Annotated in this window: 11 protein-coding genes; 1 reads left to right on the top strand and 10 read right to left on the bottom strand. The window is 48.9% G+C overall.

Going from position 1 to position 15,197, the window contains the following annotated elements; genetic code table 11:
• Nucleotides 1-215: 215 nt before the first annotated feature.
• The 6 genes from DWB84_RS19320 to DWB84_RS03295 form a co-directional block, all read right to left on the bottom strand.
• On the bottom strand, nt 216-350 hold the full coding sequence (locus tag DWB84_RS19320) for a hypothetical protein (RefSeq protein WP_187408318.1): 135 nt from the start codon (nt 348-350) through the stop codon (nt 216-218).
• A gap of 193 nt (nt 351-543) precedes the next feature.
• Nucleotides 544-1,050 carry a hypothetical protein gene (locus DWB84_RS03315; RefSeq protein ID WP_187408317.1) on the bottom strand — a complete coding sequence of 169 codons (507 nt, stop codon included), beginning with the start codon at nt 1,048-1,050 and terminating at the stop codon, nt 544-546.
• Nucleotides 1,051-1,287: 237 nt separating this feature from the next.
• A complete protein-coding gene (locus tag DWB84_RS03310) occupies nt 1,288-3,435 on the bottom strand; it encodes an AAA family ATPase (protein WP_187408316.1) in 2,148 nt (715 codons plus the stop codon).
• Between the two features lie 321 nt (nt 3,436-3,756).
• Entirely contained in the window at nt 3,757-6,387 is a 2,631-nt protein-coding gene (locus DWB84_RS03305; protein ID WP_187408315.1) for an AAA family ATPase, read from the bottom strand.
• Nucleotides 6,384-7,538, bottom strand: coding sequence for a DNA repair exonuclease (locus DWB84_RS03300; protein WP_187408314.1), 1,155 nt, complete (start codon nt 7,536-7,538; stop codon nt 6,384-6,386). Before DWB84_RS03300 ends, DWB84_RS03305 begins: the two co-directional genes overlap by 4 nt.
• Before the next feature lie 371 nt (nt 7,539-7,909).
• Nucleotides 7,910-8,521, bottom strand: coding sequence for a mechanosensitive ion channel domain-containing protein (locus DWB84_RS03295; protein WP_187408313.1), 612 nt, complete (start codon nt 8,519-8,521; stop codon nt 7,910-7,912).
• A gap of 317 nt (nt 8,522-8,838) precedes the next feature.
• Between DWB84_RS03295 and DWB84_RS03290 the strand changes: the two genes are divergently transcribed.
• Nucleotides 8,839-10,515: a glycoside hydrolase family 43 protein gene (locus DWB84_RS03290; protein WP_187408312.1), complete on the top strand. Its 1,677-nt coding sequence runs from the start codon at nt 8,839-8,841 to the stop codon at nt 10,513-10,515.
• Between the two features lie 366 nt (nt 10,516-10,881).
• Here the strand turns inward: DWB84_RS03290 and DWB84_RS03285 are convergent, their stop codons facing one another.
• The 4 genes from DWB84_RS03285 to DWB84_RS03270 form a co-directional block, all read right to left on the bottom strand.
• Entirely contained in the window at nt 10,882-11,580 is a 699-nt protein-coding gene (locus DWB84_RS03285; protein ID WP_187408311.1) for a heavy metal-binding domain-containing protein, read from the bottom strand.
• 139 nt (nt 11,581-11,719) lie between these two features.
• Nucleotides 11,720-12,928, bottom strand: coding sequence for a DNA polymerase IV (gene dinB, locus DWB84_RS03280; RefSeq protein WP_187408310.1), 1,209 nt, complete (start codon nt 12,926-12,928; stop codon nt 11,720-11,722).
• Between the two features lie 89 nt (nt 12,929-13,017).
• Nucleotides 13,018-13,938 carry a CBM9 family sugar-binding protein gene (locus tag DWB84_RS03275; RefSeq protein ID WP_187408309.1) on the bottom strand — a complete coding sequence of 307 codons (921 nt, stop codon included), beginning with the start codon at nt 13,936-13,938 and terminating at the stop codon, nt 13,018-13,020.
• A gap of 238 nt (nt 13,939-14,176) precedes the next feature.
• Nucleotides 14,177-15,181 (bottom strand): GlxA family transcriptional regulator, encoded by a 1,005-nt coding sequence (locus tag DWB84_RS03270; RefSeq protein ID WP_187408308.1) that lies wholly within the window; start codon nt 15,179-15,181, stop codon nt 14,177-14,179.
• Between the last annotated feature and the right edge of the window lie 16 nt (nt 15,182-15,197).

Genomic DNA, 15,197 nt, shown 5'->3' with positions numbered 1-15,197 from the left:
TTTCACAAATCAAGGAGTCAGAAACCTTGATCACTGGTTTTCGGGCTAATAACCTGCCATTTTCAAATACTCTGACCCCTTGATTGAATGGCGAGAACAGCCGGCGTGATGGACGATGTCAGAGCTAAAACGACGAACATATTTTTTCGAACCAAGATTTGATAGGAGTTGAGCACTGGCCGCATCACTGAGAAACAGCCAACAACTAATCAGCATTAAGGGCGATAGGTTGTTCCCTGGCATTTAGGACAAGGAGGAAGTTTATCGCTCCGATCGTTCAAAAAAATTGATTGACCACATTTAACACAAATGTAGATGCCGATACCGGGCTTTTCGCCTGTAGATGACATAAGCGTCCCTCTTGGTTGGTGGCCAATGTCTATAACATCTGAGGGCGGCCATTTACCTCAGATATGCTGATAGTCCATCCGATCACAAATCAGAGGTTATAGATCTTGATCATTGGTTTGCGTCCTATGGCCTACCATTTTCAAGTATACTCTGACCCCTTGATTTCTGCCCCACCCCTCCTCGCACCTCTCTTTAGAGAAGCCAACTAAATAGAGCCAGCAAGCCAGCAGCCAATACCGAAGCAAACACACCAGTAACCAGACCAATAATACGTTCTCTGAAGATTTCATTCTGACCAGGCACACCGGCTAGCTTTCTAAACACTTGAGAATCAGATTCAGCAATTTTTCGTATTTCTTTAAGCTCCTCTTCAGCGCTAGCCTTTTCCCTTTCAAGAAAGCTTAATCGCTCCAAAGCGACCTCTAACTCAACTTTATTTCTGCTTGCCTCCAGCTTTAGGTCTTCTATGGCAGAAAGGCTTTCTTCGAGACTTTCTTTAGCCACGTCCAACTTCTTTAGTCTTTCATCCAACGAGCTATCGGCATCGATTAATTTAACCGGTAAAACATAGTCGCGAGAGCCAAAAACAAGTTGCATGATCTTATTGACAGCATCAAAAATCATATTCATGTCTTTGATCAATCGTTTTCGCGCCTTAGCACGACGCTCATTGGATTTCTGATCTTCTTCAGACGACATAAAATGACCTTATGTGGCACAAACCGCAAATGAAGCGGAAATAATCCACCCATTTGGAACAAGCTTTAGCCTAAGTTAAACAAGCCAATTGTGGCCGACCAAAAAAGCTATTTTCAATGCAGATAATTTCACCTATAAAACAAAAACGACGGAAATTTTTTAGGCGTCCGATATTACAGCTGACGCCTCTGGAACCCAAAGCGGATGTAGAATTATTAGGACCTTCCTCGATTTTTTCTAACATATAGACATAGCCTTGTAGTGGTCCGTGTAGCCCGTCTTCTCAAAAACCAGTTTCAATCCCTCCTTGAAGGCCTCGTAGTTAAACTCCTTCATATCTACGATATTCTGGCCAAGTGAGTGTGACTCCCGATTGATATATCGGCAAAATGCCTGGAACTTTGCATCCCTGAGTTCCGGCATCTGGAAAACGTTACTCAGGTCTTTCTTGCGAACAAAGTTGAAGAAATACTCGACTATGTTACGCATACAATTTGCGATAAGTGCCGGCGGCTGAGTCTGATCATTGACAACAGACCAGTATGCTTGATAGTCATTTTGAATTTCCTCGTACTTCATCTCCTGGATGACACTGCCAGTAGAGGGCTTTGAAAGCCTAAACAATTTCTGTATTTTCTCTCGTCGCTCGTGATTCGGATCTGTCATCTCGTAGAAGAAGTAGAGACTATGGGTTAGGACAATGACCTGACTGAACCGATCTCCCCTGAAGAAAACGGAACGAATGAGCTGCCCGACATTGAAGATGAACATATGAGAAAGGCTAGAGATCGGGTCATCTATCACCACTATGCGTTGAGCATGAGTGTCCTCTGCACTAGCCTTCCCTTTACACAGCTCGCAGAAATACAAGAAGCTGATCATCATTTTCTCTCCCTCGCTTAGCGAGTGGAAAGCGTCTTTGGAATCACCTGTGCGCACCACACGATAGTGATTGTCAGAGTGCTTCTTTATACTGAAGCCATCTATACCGAGATCAATAAGACCTGCATTAATCGCAGTAACAGCTTGATCAGTATTCACTGTCTGCTTTTGTACCTCCGCAATTTCTCCTCTGACCTTGTCCAAGTCAGCATTGATATTTTCTATCTCAAGATCTAGGCCTCGAAATCGCTGATTAGCAGCTTGTTGGTCGGCGTCGAAGCTCGCAATTGTTTGATCATATTGCCACCGCATCTCCTGCCAAAATTCGTTGCGTAAGTTTTCGAGCGCAGATTTACGATTCTTGATCCTGTCGTTGTACTCATCGATTTCCGAGTTAATCTGATCGATTACTGAGTTGAAATCGGCGATCAAACCAGTCGTATCGGATAACGTAGTTGGAACCTTTGGACTCTTTAACTTTGCTTCAATATTGCGGGCATTACTCTGGAACGCATCTAAAAGTAATCGATATTTGTCGGTTATAGAGTCCTTACACTTTTGGGAAAATAGATGGTCGGTAAAAGACATCAGCGCTGGCAACGAATCAATCCCCGATCGATATGACTTTAGAAGTTGTGCAAGCTCATCTAGTTGCCGCTCATAGGTCACGTCAAAGTAGGCCTTTATGCGGTAGATAAACTTCTCCGAAATTGTTGTTTCCTGGCAAAAGGGACATTGCGCATTTGAATCACCTACGCTCTCTGGCAAGTATGAAAGACCCTGCTTTACCCAATCCGAATTCCCCAACTTTTCGATTAGAGTCGCAACCTCGGTATCGGCATTCCCAAGGATGGATTTTCCTAAAACTGGGTCTGCCTCGACACCGTGAGCCGAAAAAGACAGCACTGCCAAGCGCGGTTGAATCTGAGCATCACCTTGGAGCGCCTCCACCTCCTGTCGGATCTTTTGAACGTCTTTCTTTGGTTTACTGGCTGGTTTCGGGATGTCCACGAGATAGGAAAAGAGCTTGTCTTTATGTCCTTTCAGTCCTTCGAGACAGTACTCAAGAACACGATCACCGCCCGCGTAGGTCTGCTTTATGCTCCAAACTTTATCTATAGCCTGATGTCCTTTTTGGAAAAATTCCTGTGTTGCTATTTCCTTTTCAGTGCGCTTCTTTTGTAGTTCTTGCTCTAGCTCCCCTTGCTTCTTCGTCGCTTCGGCAATCTTTCGTTCAGCTATTTTATTCTCTTTAGACAGGGAAAATATGCCTTTCAATCTGTCCGCGACATAAAAGTTATCTCGTATAAAATTTTGGTTATAAACCAGAACTGGAATCGATGCTGCAGACACCTTTTTGCACGAGCTAAATGCCGGATCGCTTGGGTCATAAAGAAAACGGGAGATTGTTGATTTACCGGTGCCATTTAGGCCGTAAATGAGATTTATTTTTTTATCTGTAACGAGCGACGTAGCTTTCTTAAAGCTTGCCACTGCATCCATGTGAATTTCAGTTATCATCTGTCGCCACCTCCTACTCCAAATTTCATAACAGTTTATTAGGCGAAAATAATCAGCCTAAGCAGATCAAGCTGCCGCCCAGATCGAGATGTAAGAAATTTAGGTTAAAAAAATATGCTTTCGCTTCAAATCTAAGCAATGCCTTTTATAAAACAGCCAGTACACAAACTACATTTCCGGTGGAAGGCCTCACAAAGCTTCCATTGAATGCCCAACACACAAGTCCCGATATCCACTTGAGACAAAGGATCTGCTTCTCCCGCACTTCTTATCCAATACTCTTCGAGGATTGAAGGCTATGTGCTACACCACACCCCTCCCCACAACCCCCAACCCCCTCCACCTCTCCGGATGGCAGGAGAACAATAAAATCTGATGCCTCTCCACCGCATCAAACAGAATCCGCTTCATTTGCTCCAGCCGCTCACCATCACAGTGAACAAGTGCATCATCCAAAATTATTAGCGTAGGTCGGCTTGCTTCTCTTAGCAAATCGGCGTAGGCGAGTCGGCTTAAAAGACCTATTTGTTCGCGTGCTCCATAACTTAGGGAAATAACATCGCCGTGTTCCTGCTCGCGGGTGAGGATTTGGGGGCGGAGGTTTTCGTCTACGGTTAGGGTGGCGCCGGGAAATAGGAGTTTCAGATAGTGGTTAAGGTGTTTTTGCAAAGGCGCTTGCAGTTGACGGGTGAGTTCCTGGCGTTTTTGTTTTAGTAGATTTAGTAATAAATCCAGGGCGGCAGCGCGGTTTTGCATTTCGTCGCGGTGGCGTTGCAGGCGTTCTAATTCTTGCTGAATAGAGGCTCGTTTTTCTTCTGCCCCTTCTGCACCTATCGACTCCAAGTGAATTTTGAGTCTAGTAATTTCCCCTTCCCGCTGCAATGCCTCTTTTTCCAAGGCATCGGCAGATTTGGACAAGCGTTCGATTTCTTTTTGTAAAGCTTCCGGATTAGCGGCTTCAATTTGCTGTTTGCGTTCGTCAATACGCTTATGCAGCTCTGCTTCTTCCGCGTTTAAATTGGAGAGTCGATCCAGCGCATCGCGCTCGCGGGCTTGGCGCTCGGGGGATTGCAGTTCGTTATTTTGCTTTTGCCATTCCAGATTGGCAGCTTCATACGCGTTTTGCAGCACGAGCAAATCGCTTTGATGTTGTTGGTGGGCGCGTTCGGCGGTTTTTAATTCTGCGTCTTTAGCTTCCAGATGGGCTTCGCAGGTTTTTAAGTCTGCATTGGCAAAATCGCTTTGTTCTCCGCCTTCTGCCGGAAATTTTTCCAGCTCAGTTTGCAGGCTCGCAACGCGCTGTTTGATCAGCTGTACACTAACGTTAAGCTCGTCCACGCCTTTGGGTGCGAGCATTTGCAGTTGAGCTTGCAGATGAGTGATTTGCTGGGCGAGGTGTTTGTTTTCGGCAAGGCGATTTTCCGCCTGTTCCAAATTTTGCACCTTGAGTGTTTGCAGCAGGTTGGTGTAGTCCAGCCGCAGGCGCTCTTGTTTACGGGCAAGTTCTCTGATATCGGTACCGCCCGGTAGTAGGCGCAATTTGCCTATGCCGGGAATGAATAAATCGGTTGCTTCCAATAACAGGCGTTCGCCTTTGCCTTGAATAGGCTCTTGTCCGCTGATGGTGATGGATTTGCCGGCTTCTAAATCGTATTCCAACCGTGTGGCGAGGGATTGCTGACGAATTTGGATTTCAGTCAGTTCGTTGTGGAGTTGTTTGAGTTTGGCGAGGAGTTTTTCATCCAGGGTTTGCGCTTGGAGCTTTGCACGCAGTGCCTGCAGCTCGTTTTGCAGTTGTTGGGCTTTTTGCAGATTGTCCAGTTGGGCATTTAATTGCGCATTGAGTTGGTCGTGCTCGCGCTGGAGGTTTTGTCTGCGGTCGATTAAACGCGCGCGGCTTAATGCATCTTTGGCTTTTTGATAATCCGCCTGCGCTTGCTGGAGGCGCTGGGTGATTTGTGCGCTCAGTTCTTTGCAGTCTTCCAGCGCTTTTGCTGCTTTGGTTTTATCCTGCGCGCGCTGGGCGAGTTTTTCTTCACCTTGTCTGAAGTCGCGCAGTTGCTCAAGACAGAGGTTTAAATTGTTTTGGCAGTTTTGCAGTAATTGCAGGTCGCTTTGCTGTTTGGCCTGCATATCCTGCACGGTGGCGAGTGCATTTTTGGCTTCCTCCGCTTTTTGGCAGTATTCCAGCCAGGGTTTTTGACTGTCGTGCTCCTGGCGTTGGCGCTGCAACTGGCCGAGCCGGTCGACATCGCTGCGATAGCGTTGGATTTTTTCGTCCAAGTCTTTGAGTTGGATTTGATATTGCTCACAGTCCAGCAGAATTTTTTGGTATTGACCGGTGGGCTTGCCGGTTTTGGTGAGCAGAATTGCGCGTTCGTTTTCCACTTGCTCAATCAATGCATCGCCGGCGGTGCTGGTGACTTCACCCAGGGTATTGCTTAAAGCGGTTTTAAGGTGTTGGCCTGCGTGCTCGACGGACTTTTGAATATCCTGAATGCTGCCCTGCTCCACCCACAATAGACCGGGAATTCCCCAGTGCTCTGGTTTACTGCCGCCGCGACTGGAAAATTCAAAGCCTAATAATTCTGCGAGCTTGTCTTCCGCCTCTGCGCCGCTCAAATGTTGTTGGTTGATTTGCAGATCGCAGCGTTTTTTATTGAGAAAGCGTTTATTTAATTTCCATTTTTGCTGTTGCCATTCAAATTCCAGTTCGATTTCCGGCGCGGCGGAGGAATCGCCCCAGGGGCGCAAGTCTTCTGCGCTGTTGGAGGTGTAGCGCTCAAAAAAAGCAGCGCGAATGGCGCGCACCAGGGTGCTTTTGCCGGATTCGTTGGGACCGACAAATAAATTAATACCGTCGGTGAGATCGCTAATGGTCAGCGGCTGACGGAATTGACGGATTTGGTTGACGGTTAAGCGCGTAAGTTTCATGCGGATGCCTCCGCGTTTTGCTGGCGCAACAGGTCCGCCAGAATGGCAAGCGCTTCGTGTGCGGTTTCGCCATCGGCTTGCTCCTGCCGCTGCCGCAATTCTTCGATCACTTCGCCCACGTAGCCGTCCGCATGCAGTGCGGCTATATCATCCGCCGTCGGTTGCAAACGCAATTGGCTGAAATCGCATTGAAAGCTGCGGTGGCGAGCTTCGGCGTCGCCCAATATCTGCATTAATTGTTGGTGGTTGTGCAGGCTGACTTGGCCGCGAATGGTTAAAGCGATAACGGATTTATCCGCAATTTGCCCAAGCTCGGTGCGCAGGTGATCCAAATCGGCATCCACGGCGAGGGTGTATTCGCGTTTGACCCATTGATGTTGGCCGATGGAATGTACGCTTACCTGCGGCTCCGCGCCCGGCTTTTCTATATCGACAATTAATACGTTGCCTGCGCCGTTATCTTTAAATCGATCCTGCTCCGGCGTGCCGCTGTACCAAGTGCGCGAGTTGATTTGTTTGGTGCCGTGCCAGTCGCCAAGGGCCAAATAATCCAATTTGGCGGTGTGTGCGCGTTCGGCGGAAATGGGATTGGATGAGTCGGCGGATTCCGGCAATTGCCCTTCCACACTGCCGTGAGCAAGGCCAATGCGCAGTAAATGTGGCGGTGTTTGCGCGCTGTCGCTTTCAAACCATTGGGTCAGGTCGTGATAGGTCTGCCGTTGTGTAAGTGGTGCGGGCAGTACGGCAAAACCTTTGTCGGCAAATAACACTGGCTCTGGCTGCAGCAATAATTGGACGTTTTGCGGAATTGCGCCGAGGCGCTGAGCGCGCGTCCAGACGCTTTCTGACAAGGCCGCGTCGTGATTGCCGGGAATTACCAGCCAAAGGCCTATATATGAAGCCATCGCCTGAAAGGCGCGGCGAATGGTTTTGTCGGATACGGTTTGCGCGTCGAATAAATCGCCCGCCACCAAAACCGCATCGACTTTTTCCGCCATTCCCACGGCGGCTATGCGTTCAATCGCGGTAAATCGCGCTTCCGCCAGAAGTGCGGCTTCATCTTCTGTAAAGCGGCCTGTACTCATGCGGCCCGAGCTTAATAATGAGTGTCGACCAATTTGCCAATCGGCTGTGTGTAGAAAGCGTGCCAAGCGCCAGACTCCTATAAATCTTTCAGGAAGAAACTTATGGCGAGGTTAGCAGCGATTGCTGGAGTTGGCTCGGGTGAAATCCCCTTTGGGGAGAAAAAAGCTATAAAAATCCGTTGGATAGGCGTTTTTGGCATTGGGCTGTTCCGAATTCTGATCGTTATTCTTGGAATCGCAACAGCTCACATCTGCGACTGAGCCGCGCGCGGGGCTCAGCTCATTTAGGTCACAGGTTAGCGATATTCGTGCCAGGTTGGGGTTCGTTTTAAGAGGGGGACCAAGCTTTGGCATCAAATAGAGTTCTGTAAATGCAAAAAGCCCGGCGTTATTGCCGGGCTTTTTTGTAACCACATATTTTCTTAATGCACTCGGTTTTATGGAGATTTGCTTTCCGCTTTATCCTCTGGTAATTCCACAACTTTTTCTTCTTTAAAAGCCTGCTTCAGCGGCTTGGTATGTTCGCCACGCCAGCAGCGGCTGACGCGGAAGAAAAATAAATGGTTGGGAATTTGGGTGAAGGGAGGAGTTTCGCTAATAGAGAGTTCGGGTTTTAATTCTTGAATGGTGACGAAAAATAAATTGATGTCGATGATTTTGCCGCGCATGCCGACTTCGTCCTGTTTGGTATCGCGCAGCTCCACTATGTCGCCGATGCGCGCGCGGGAAAACGCGAGCAGTACCACGGCACTGAGAATATTGGCGAGGATGCTCCAGGAGGCCACAAAAGCTACGGCAACCAACACCGCCACCGATAACAGCCCAGCCCACAGCGCGCGGATCGGCATGCCGAACAGCTCCAGCACGAACAGCACCGCGCAGATCCAAATACCCCACCGCACCAGGTTGCCGATCAGCACCGCTACCGTGGGTGGCAGCCAATGACGCGCCTTTACCATCCTTGCGCCACGGCGGGCCAGGCGTTGCAAGGTATAGGCAGCGAGGAAGATCAACAGGGCGTAAATCAGTTTTAGGCCAAATTCAGGCATGGAAACCTCGTGTTGGTGGATGTCCTTGAGGAAAAGCCGCTAGTTTAACGGAACCTTCACCCGGTTCAATGTGGTCACATAGGGGCCGTGCCCTTCCCTATTCGAATACGAGGTCCATACGCTAGATGGCTTTGGTGCATAAACGAGATGGGCTTGTTGCATAAGCCTGATCAGCTTTTGCCTAAAATTTGTGCGGGTGCCCGTCGGCTTAATAGCACGTCTGGCATAACCCTCTTGTCGAAAGGCGGATATGAGGTTTGAATGGCGGGCGCTTTAACTTAATAAGAAAGCAAATTTACCCAAAGAGCTAATAACTTATGAAAATTTCCGCTTTTTTTTGCACTGTTTTAACTCTTCTATGCAGTCATGCATTCGCGAGTGATCCAACTGCTCGCTTCGCTTGGTTCGAATATCAGGGAAAAGATGCGGTATATGAAAAAAAACCGGCGGAGGGTCATTTCCAGAATCCGATTTTTTCCGGATTTTACCCCGACCCCAGCATCACCCGCGCGGGCGATGCCTTTTATATGGTGACCTCTTCTTTCGCCTATTTCCCCGGCGTGCCGATTTTTAAAAGTACGGATTTGGTGAATTGGCAGCCACTGGGCTACATATTGGACCGCCCGGAACAACTCAATATCAAAGATGCGGGCGTGTCACGCGGTGTATTTGCACCGGCGATTCGTTACCACAACGGCACTTTTTACATGATCACTACTAATGTGGACGGCGGCGGTAATTTTATTGTGACGGCCACCGACCCCGCGGGCGATTGGTCGAACCCGATTTTTCTGCCGGAAATTGACGGTATAGATCCGTCGATGTTTTTTGATGACGACGGCAAAGTTTATATCACTCATAACGGTCCACCGCCGGGTGAACCTCTGTACGATGGCCACCGCGCAATCTGGATGTGGGAATACGACGTTAAACAACAAAAAGTCGTGAAAAATTCCGCGAAATTATTGGTTAATGGCGGAACTGATCTCGCCAAAAAACCCATTTGGATCGAAGCACCACACATTTACAAAATTAATGGTTGGTATTACCTGATGTGCGCCGAAGGCGGCACGGCAGATCAGCATTCGGAAGTCATTTTCCGTACCCGTTCTCTGGCCGAGCCTTTTGTTCCTTACGAAAATAATCCGATCCTGACTCAACGCGATCTCGACCCTGCGCGCAAAAATCCGATTGCTACCGCTGGCCACGCAGATATGGTGCAAACTTCTGCAGGCGAATGGTGGGCGGTATTTTTGGCCACGCGCAATTACGACCAGGATTATTTCAATATCGGCCGTGAGACCTTTTTATTGCCCGTTACCTGGAAAGACGGCTGGCCGCATATTTTGCCTGCAAAAACGGAAATTCCTTATCAATTGCCAAAACCCAAAGGCCTGCCTACTACAGAAAATGCCGTTACTTTGACCGGCAATTTCAAATGGGTTGACGATTTCAGCAAACCGGCTTTGGGCTTTGAATGGAACGTGTTGCGCACCTCCGATAGCAACCCGTATGAATTAGGAAATGGCAAAGGCGTATTGTTGAAAGCGCGTAAGGTGAGCATGGCAGATTCTGTCCAGCCAGCATTTATTGGCCGTCGTCAGCAGCACCACACTTATGAAGCGTCCACTCGTTTGGCACTTCCGCTGGAAGAGAATGTGACTGCTGGACTTGTGGTTTTCCAAAGCGAACAAGCACATTATTTTATCGCCGCACAAAAAGTGCCGGGTAAAAAACCAAAATATCGCGTAGTTTTGGAAAAAGCCGAACAATCCGCACCAGCTGCGATCCACATCATCGAAATCCCCAAAGTCCGCAGCCATGTGGATTTTAAAGTGGAAGGTGATGAAGGAAAAATTGCGTTTTATTACCGCGCGGATGGCGACAAAAAATGGAAGCCTGTTGGCAAAACTCTCGACGGTAAAATCCTGAGTACGCAAAAAGCGGGAGGCTTTGTGGGTACTTATTTGGGATTACACGCGCGAATCGATTAAGAGAAAAATTCTCGCAACGAAAAGGCCAACCGATATGGTTGGCCTTTTTGTTTTGTGCCCCATCCTAATAAAACACCACCACTTTCCAACAGCCCTCACCCTAGCCCTCTCCCGGAGGGAGAGGGGACGGCCGTGTGCAAACCGGCAACATAGGTAACAACTCAAACCGGGAACATGGGTTACACAAGTTATGGTATGAGCAAGGAAGTACAACCGACCACTGGGTAACACATTGGACAGATCTTAAGTCCCCCTCTCCCACTGGGAGAGGGTTGAGGTGAGGGCATATTTGTTATCAAACAAAAACGCCCGATGATTTCCATCGGGCGTTTAGGCATAACAACCTTGTCGGTTCTCTAACCGAGATTAAACCTCAGCCACTTCCCCAGCCAACTCAGCCACTACGGCAAAACCAGCGGCTTGTACCAGCATTTTGACGTTTTGGGCATCAGCACTTTTAACGGCGTTTTTCATGGTGATGTTGGCTACTAGGTTGGCGCCTTTTTCCTGAGCTTTTTGACGCAGTTGGTTCAGCACGTGTTTTTTGCCCTGCTCCAATGCGGCTTTTACTTTGTCGCTCTTGGTGCCGACAAATTTGCCGTCGATGAACATATCCGGAGTGACTTTTAAATTCAGCACACATTCGGCAGTGACATCACCCATGTCTTCCAGGATGGAATGATCAGTGGCGGGTTTGGTGGTCAGGGTGACAGAGGGTGTCTGAGGAGCTTCGGTGGCTGTCTCAGAAACGCCTGCAGAGGCCTCTGGAGTGGGAACTGCGCGCACTATGGCTTGACGCTTCTCTGTATCTTCCAGCTCTTGGGATTCATTGGAAGCGTAGGCCTCAGCGGCGTATTGCTGATCGGTATGTTCGTCAGCGGGTTGACCGGCATAGGCTTGGTCATTGCTGACGGAAGAAACCGCAGACGCAGTTTTATAGCGCTTGCGTGATTTTTTCCCACCCTCATGTTCGAACAAGCAGTGAGGGCAAACATGTGAGGCGCGATAGACGCCACCGTTCATGGGTTTGTGACAGTTTTGGCAAGATTTGTTGAGAAATTCCATGGTCGCTCTGCCTGTTCGGTCGAAAATTGTGCAGATGGTAAGCCGATTACGCGGCTTCCTCAAGGTTTGCCTGCAAAGAAGGAGAACTGAATCGGAATTAGTTTGGACGAAGTTCTCAAAATTAAGGTGATGCTTTTCGCTAAAGGCTTCCGGAGCCACCATTTTCATCAAATAAATCGGGCTGATATTGCTCCCTTATCTCTTCCTGTTTATTCCAATCTTCCGATTTGATTAAGCCGCTCGCTTTAACCCCGAGCAAGCGAAACTTTCGTTCCAAATCCACCCTGCGCAAACATTCTCCTGCAGTTTTGCGAATCACAACCGGATCATCCGTTGGCGTCGACAAAGTGAGGTCGCGTGTAATGCGACGAAAATCGGTGTAACGCAGTTTGATGCCAATGGTACGCGCCAAATAACCTTTGCGTTTTAAATCCGCCGATAAACGCTGACACAGTTGCGTAAAAATTGGCGTCAGCTGTTCACGATCCTGGCGTGCATGCAAATCGCGCTCGAATGTGGTTTCGCGGCTGATGGATTTTGATTGTCCACCAGTGGAAATCGGCCTGTCATCTTCGCCATGCGCAGCGGCATGCAACCATTCGGCATAGTTTTGGCCGAAATGTTCGCGCAGCAATAATTTATCCGCGCGCGCCAAATCGCCAACCGTCAGAATATTTAAAGCGTTTAATTTAGCGGCGGATTTTGGTCCTATGCCATTCACTTTACCGACCGCCAGCGGCCAAATTCGCGTTGGAATATCGGCGCGCGTCAAAATCGTCAAACCGTCCGGCTTGTCCAATTCCGAGCCCAATTTCGCAAGCAATTTATTTTCGGCAACACAAATCGAGCAGGTCAGCTGCGTTGCATCGCGCACCGCTTTTTTGATTTGCGTTGCCAGTTCGCGCGTGTCGGTTTCCGGATGTTCGGTGAGATCGATATAAATTTCGTCGATTCCGCGATCCTCAATAACCGGAGCAATACGCACGACAGCTTGTTTAAATAGTGAGGAGTAATGGCGGTAGGCTTCGAAATCGGCGGGCAACAAAATCGCGTCCGGAGCCAATTTAGCCGCCTTCATGGTGCCCATGGCGGAAAACACACCCAGCGCTCTTGCCTCATAAGTGGATGTGGTCACAACGCCGCGACCGACATAATCGCGCAGACGGGAAAATACCCGCGTACCGTCCGGCTGCTCCACCGGCTTGTGTATCGACCGCCCACCTACCACCACCGGCATGCCGCGCAATTCCGGGTAGCGCAATAACTCAACCGACGCAAAAAACGCATCCATATCCAAATGGGCGATACGTCGCGGGCGGGATTGAGATGACGGAGGGTGTTGCGACATGGCTCTAAGCGGTAAATAGCAAAGAGCCGATTCTACAACACTGCCCTATATCGCCGTGACATAGGGCAGTGTTACGAGGGAGTGGGAGGTTATTCGACCAGTTCCAGGGTGCCGAAGGAGTCCGCGTTCAAGTAGCCCTGGTTGCTTTGATGCCCTGGCGTATTGACGGAACTCATAAAGTGCTCACGGGTACCGTTGCCGTCGTTGTCGATGTAACTTGGCGTAAAGCCCATGATCTTGCCAGCGGTCAGCGTCACACGAGCCGCGTCCTGCTCGTTCTTAACGTAACCGTTGTGGTCAGCGTAAATCTCTATGCGGATTTCCCAGATATGGCGTGTACCTTGGCTTTTGATCTTGGCGTTGATGTGGCTCGCGATCAGGGCCGGATCACCGCCGTTATCGACGACTTCCAGGTTGTGGCTGATGTGATAGGCAAAGGCATTGTGGCTGTAATTGTGCTGACCACCGCTTTTATCTTCGTCGATAAAAATTTCCACCGTGTCCTGCTGCCAGTACTGGCCGCTGGTATTGATGACATCGTCGGTGATATCAAACAGCAAATACAGATGCTCTGGAGTCCACATCGCTTTGTATTTGCCGCTGAAATCTTGCGGGCCGCTCGGTTGTTTCAGGTTTTCAAAACCGGTCCAGGCAACGGTCATTTCCATCCAAGGCGCATCGTTCCATACCGCATCAATCTCACCATCAATCACAGGTGCAGTTGATGCGCGTTTAGCGTAGTAGTGATTTTCCGACGGCAATACCTGGCTTACATCGCCAGAACTGGACGACGAACTTGAGCTCGAAGAAGAGCTGGAACTTGACGAGGAGCTTGAGCTGGAAGACGAGCTTGATGAAGAACTAGAACTCGAAGAAGAACTGGACGATGAATTACTGCTGGAGCTTCCGCCATTGCCGCCACAAGCCGAAAGTATTAAAGCAAGGCTGGCAAAACCTAATATTTTTAAGCAGCTGCGCGGAGAGTTTTTCAGCGAAAAGTTTGGAAGCATATATAAAGTCCTAATGGCAACGTACTACTAAGAATCGTCTCAATTGAGAGAAGCTAACGTTCAGCTCGCTCTTCCTACAAAAAAGTTCGCGAAGTTTACTGCAATTTTTCGCTGATTTAACCCAACCAGGTCGCACACTTGAAATATTCTTGGCGCACCGATACACAAAAATTCGCCGCCAAAATAATTGATTTGTTATCTATTGAGTGATATCCGCCAGTGGATCACTGAGATCTAATTAAGAGGCAACTTCTAACGAACTGCTGCGGAATTTTGCGCGATAGGCGCTGGGAGTAAGCCCTGTAATGCGCTTAAACAGGGCGCGGAAAAACGCCGGCTCCTGGTAACCAACCGCCGCGGCGATTTCATCAACAGGCATAGCGGAGGTTTCCAAAAATTGTTTGGCGTTTTCCACACGCAGGTGTTGCAAATAATCCTTTGGGGTGTAACCGGTGGCTAGTTTGAAACGGCGTTTGAAGGTGCGCTCGCTCATCTGAGCCACCTGCGCCAATTGCTCCACCGATTCCATCTCGCGCCAGCGATCACTCAACCACGCTTGGATGCGTGCGATTTCCGCGTCGCCATGACTGGTGTCTTCCGTAAAGGTGATGTATGCGGCCTGCCCATCCGGATGGCGAGTTAAAAGAAAAAATTTTGCTACCGCATTCGCAGTCGCGGGACCACTAAATCGCTCGATCAAATAGAGAACCAAATCCTGCCAGGAGCCGGAAGCACCGGACATTATGAGATTTTGATTCTGCCCCGTGACAACCAAAGTTTTGTCGATGCAAAGTTTTATTTTGGGATAAGTGCGGCGCAGACTGGAGGCGTAAATCCAATGACATGTCACCACTTCATCATCGAATAATCCCGTTTCCAATAACGGAAATACACCGGTGCATGCGGAACACAAAATACTTCCCGCTTCATAAGACGCGCGCAACCAGTCAATGAGTGTTTGATGTTTTCCTAATGGCCAGTGATCTTCAGGAAGCAAAAGCGACGGAATAATAATGACGTGCGGCGGTTTAATTTCGGAAATAGCTTTGGTTTCTAGCGAAATATTGCTGACGGTCATGACCGAGCCGCCACTTTCTCCCACCAGATAGGGCACAAAGCGTACGTCGCTAGGCGCTACCAAATGAGCCATATTAAATATGTCGTACAGACTGACGACGGTTGATGCACCGGCCTCGGGCAACACCACAAGGCCGACGCGAATATCGGTTTTGAGCGACTGCATAGTTCCTTCTTACCTC

Source organism: Saccharophagus sp. K07, from assembly GCF_014336955.1.
Classification (GTDB): Bacteria; Pseudomonadota; Gammaproteobacteria; order Pseudomonadales; family Cellvibrionaceae; genus UBA5868.
The sequence above is the reverse complement of the archived record's forward strand: the minus strand, read 5'-3'. Positions and strand labels throughout refer to the sequence as shown.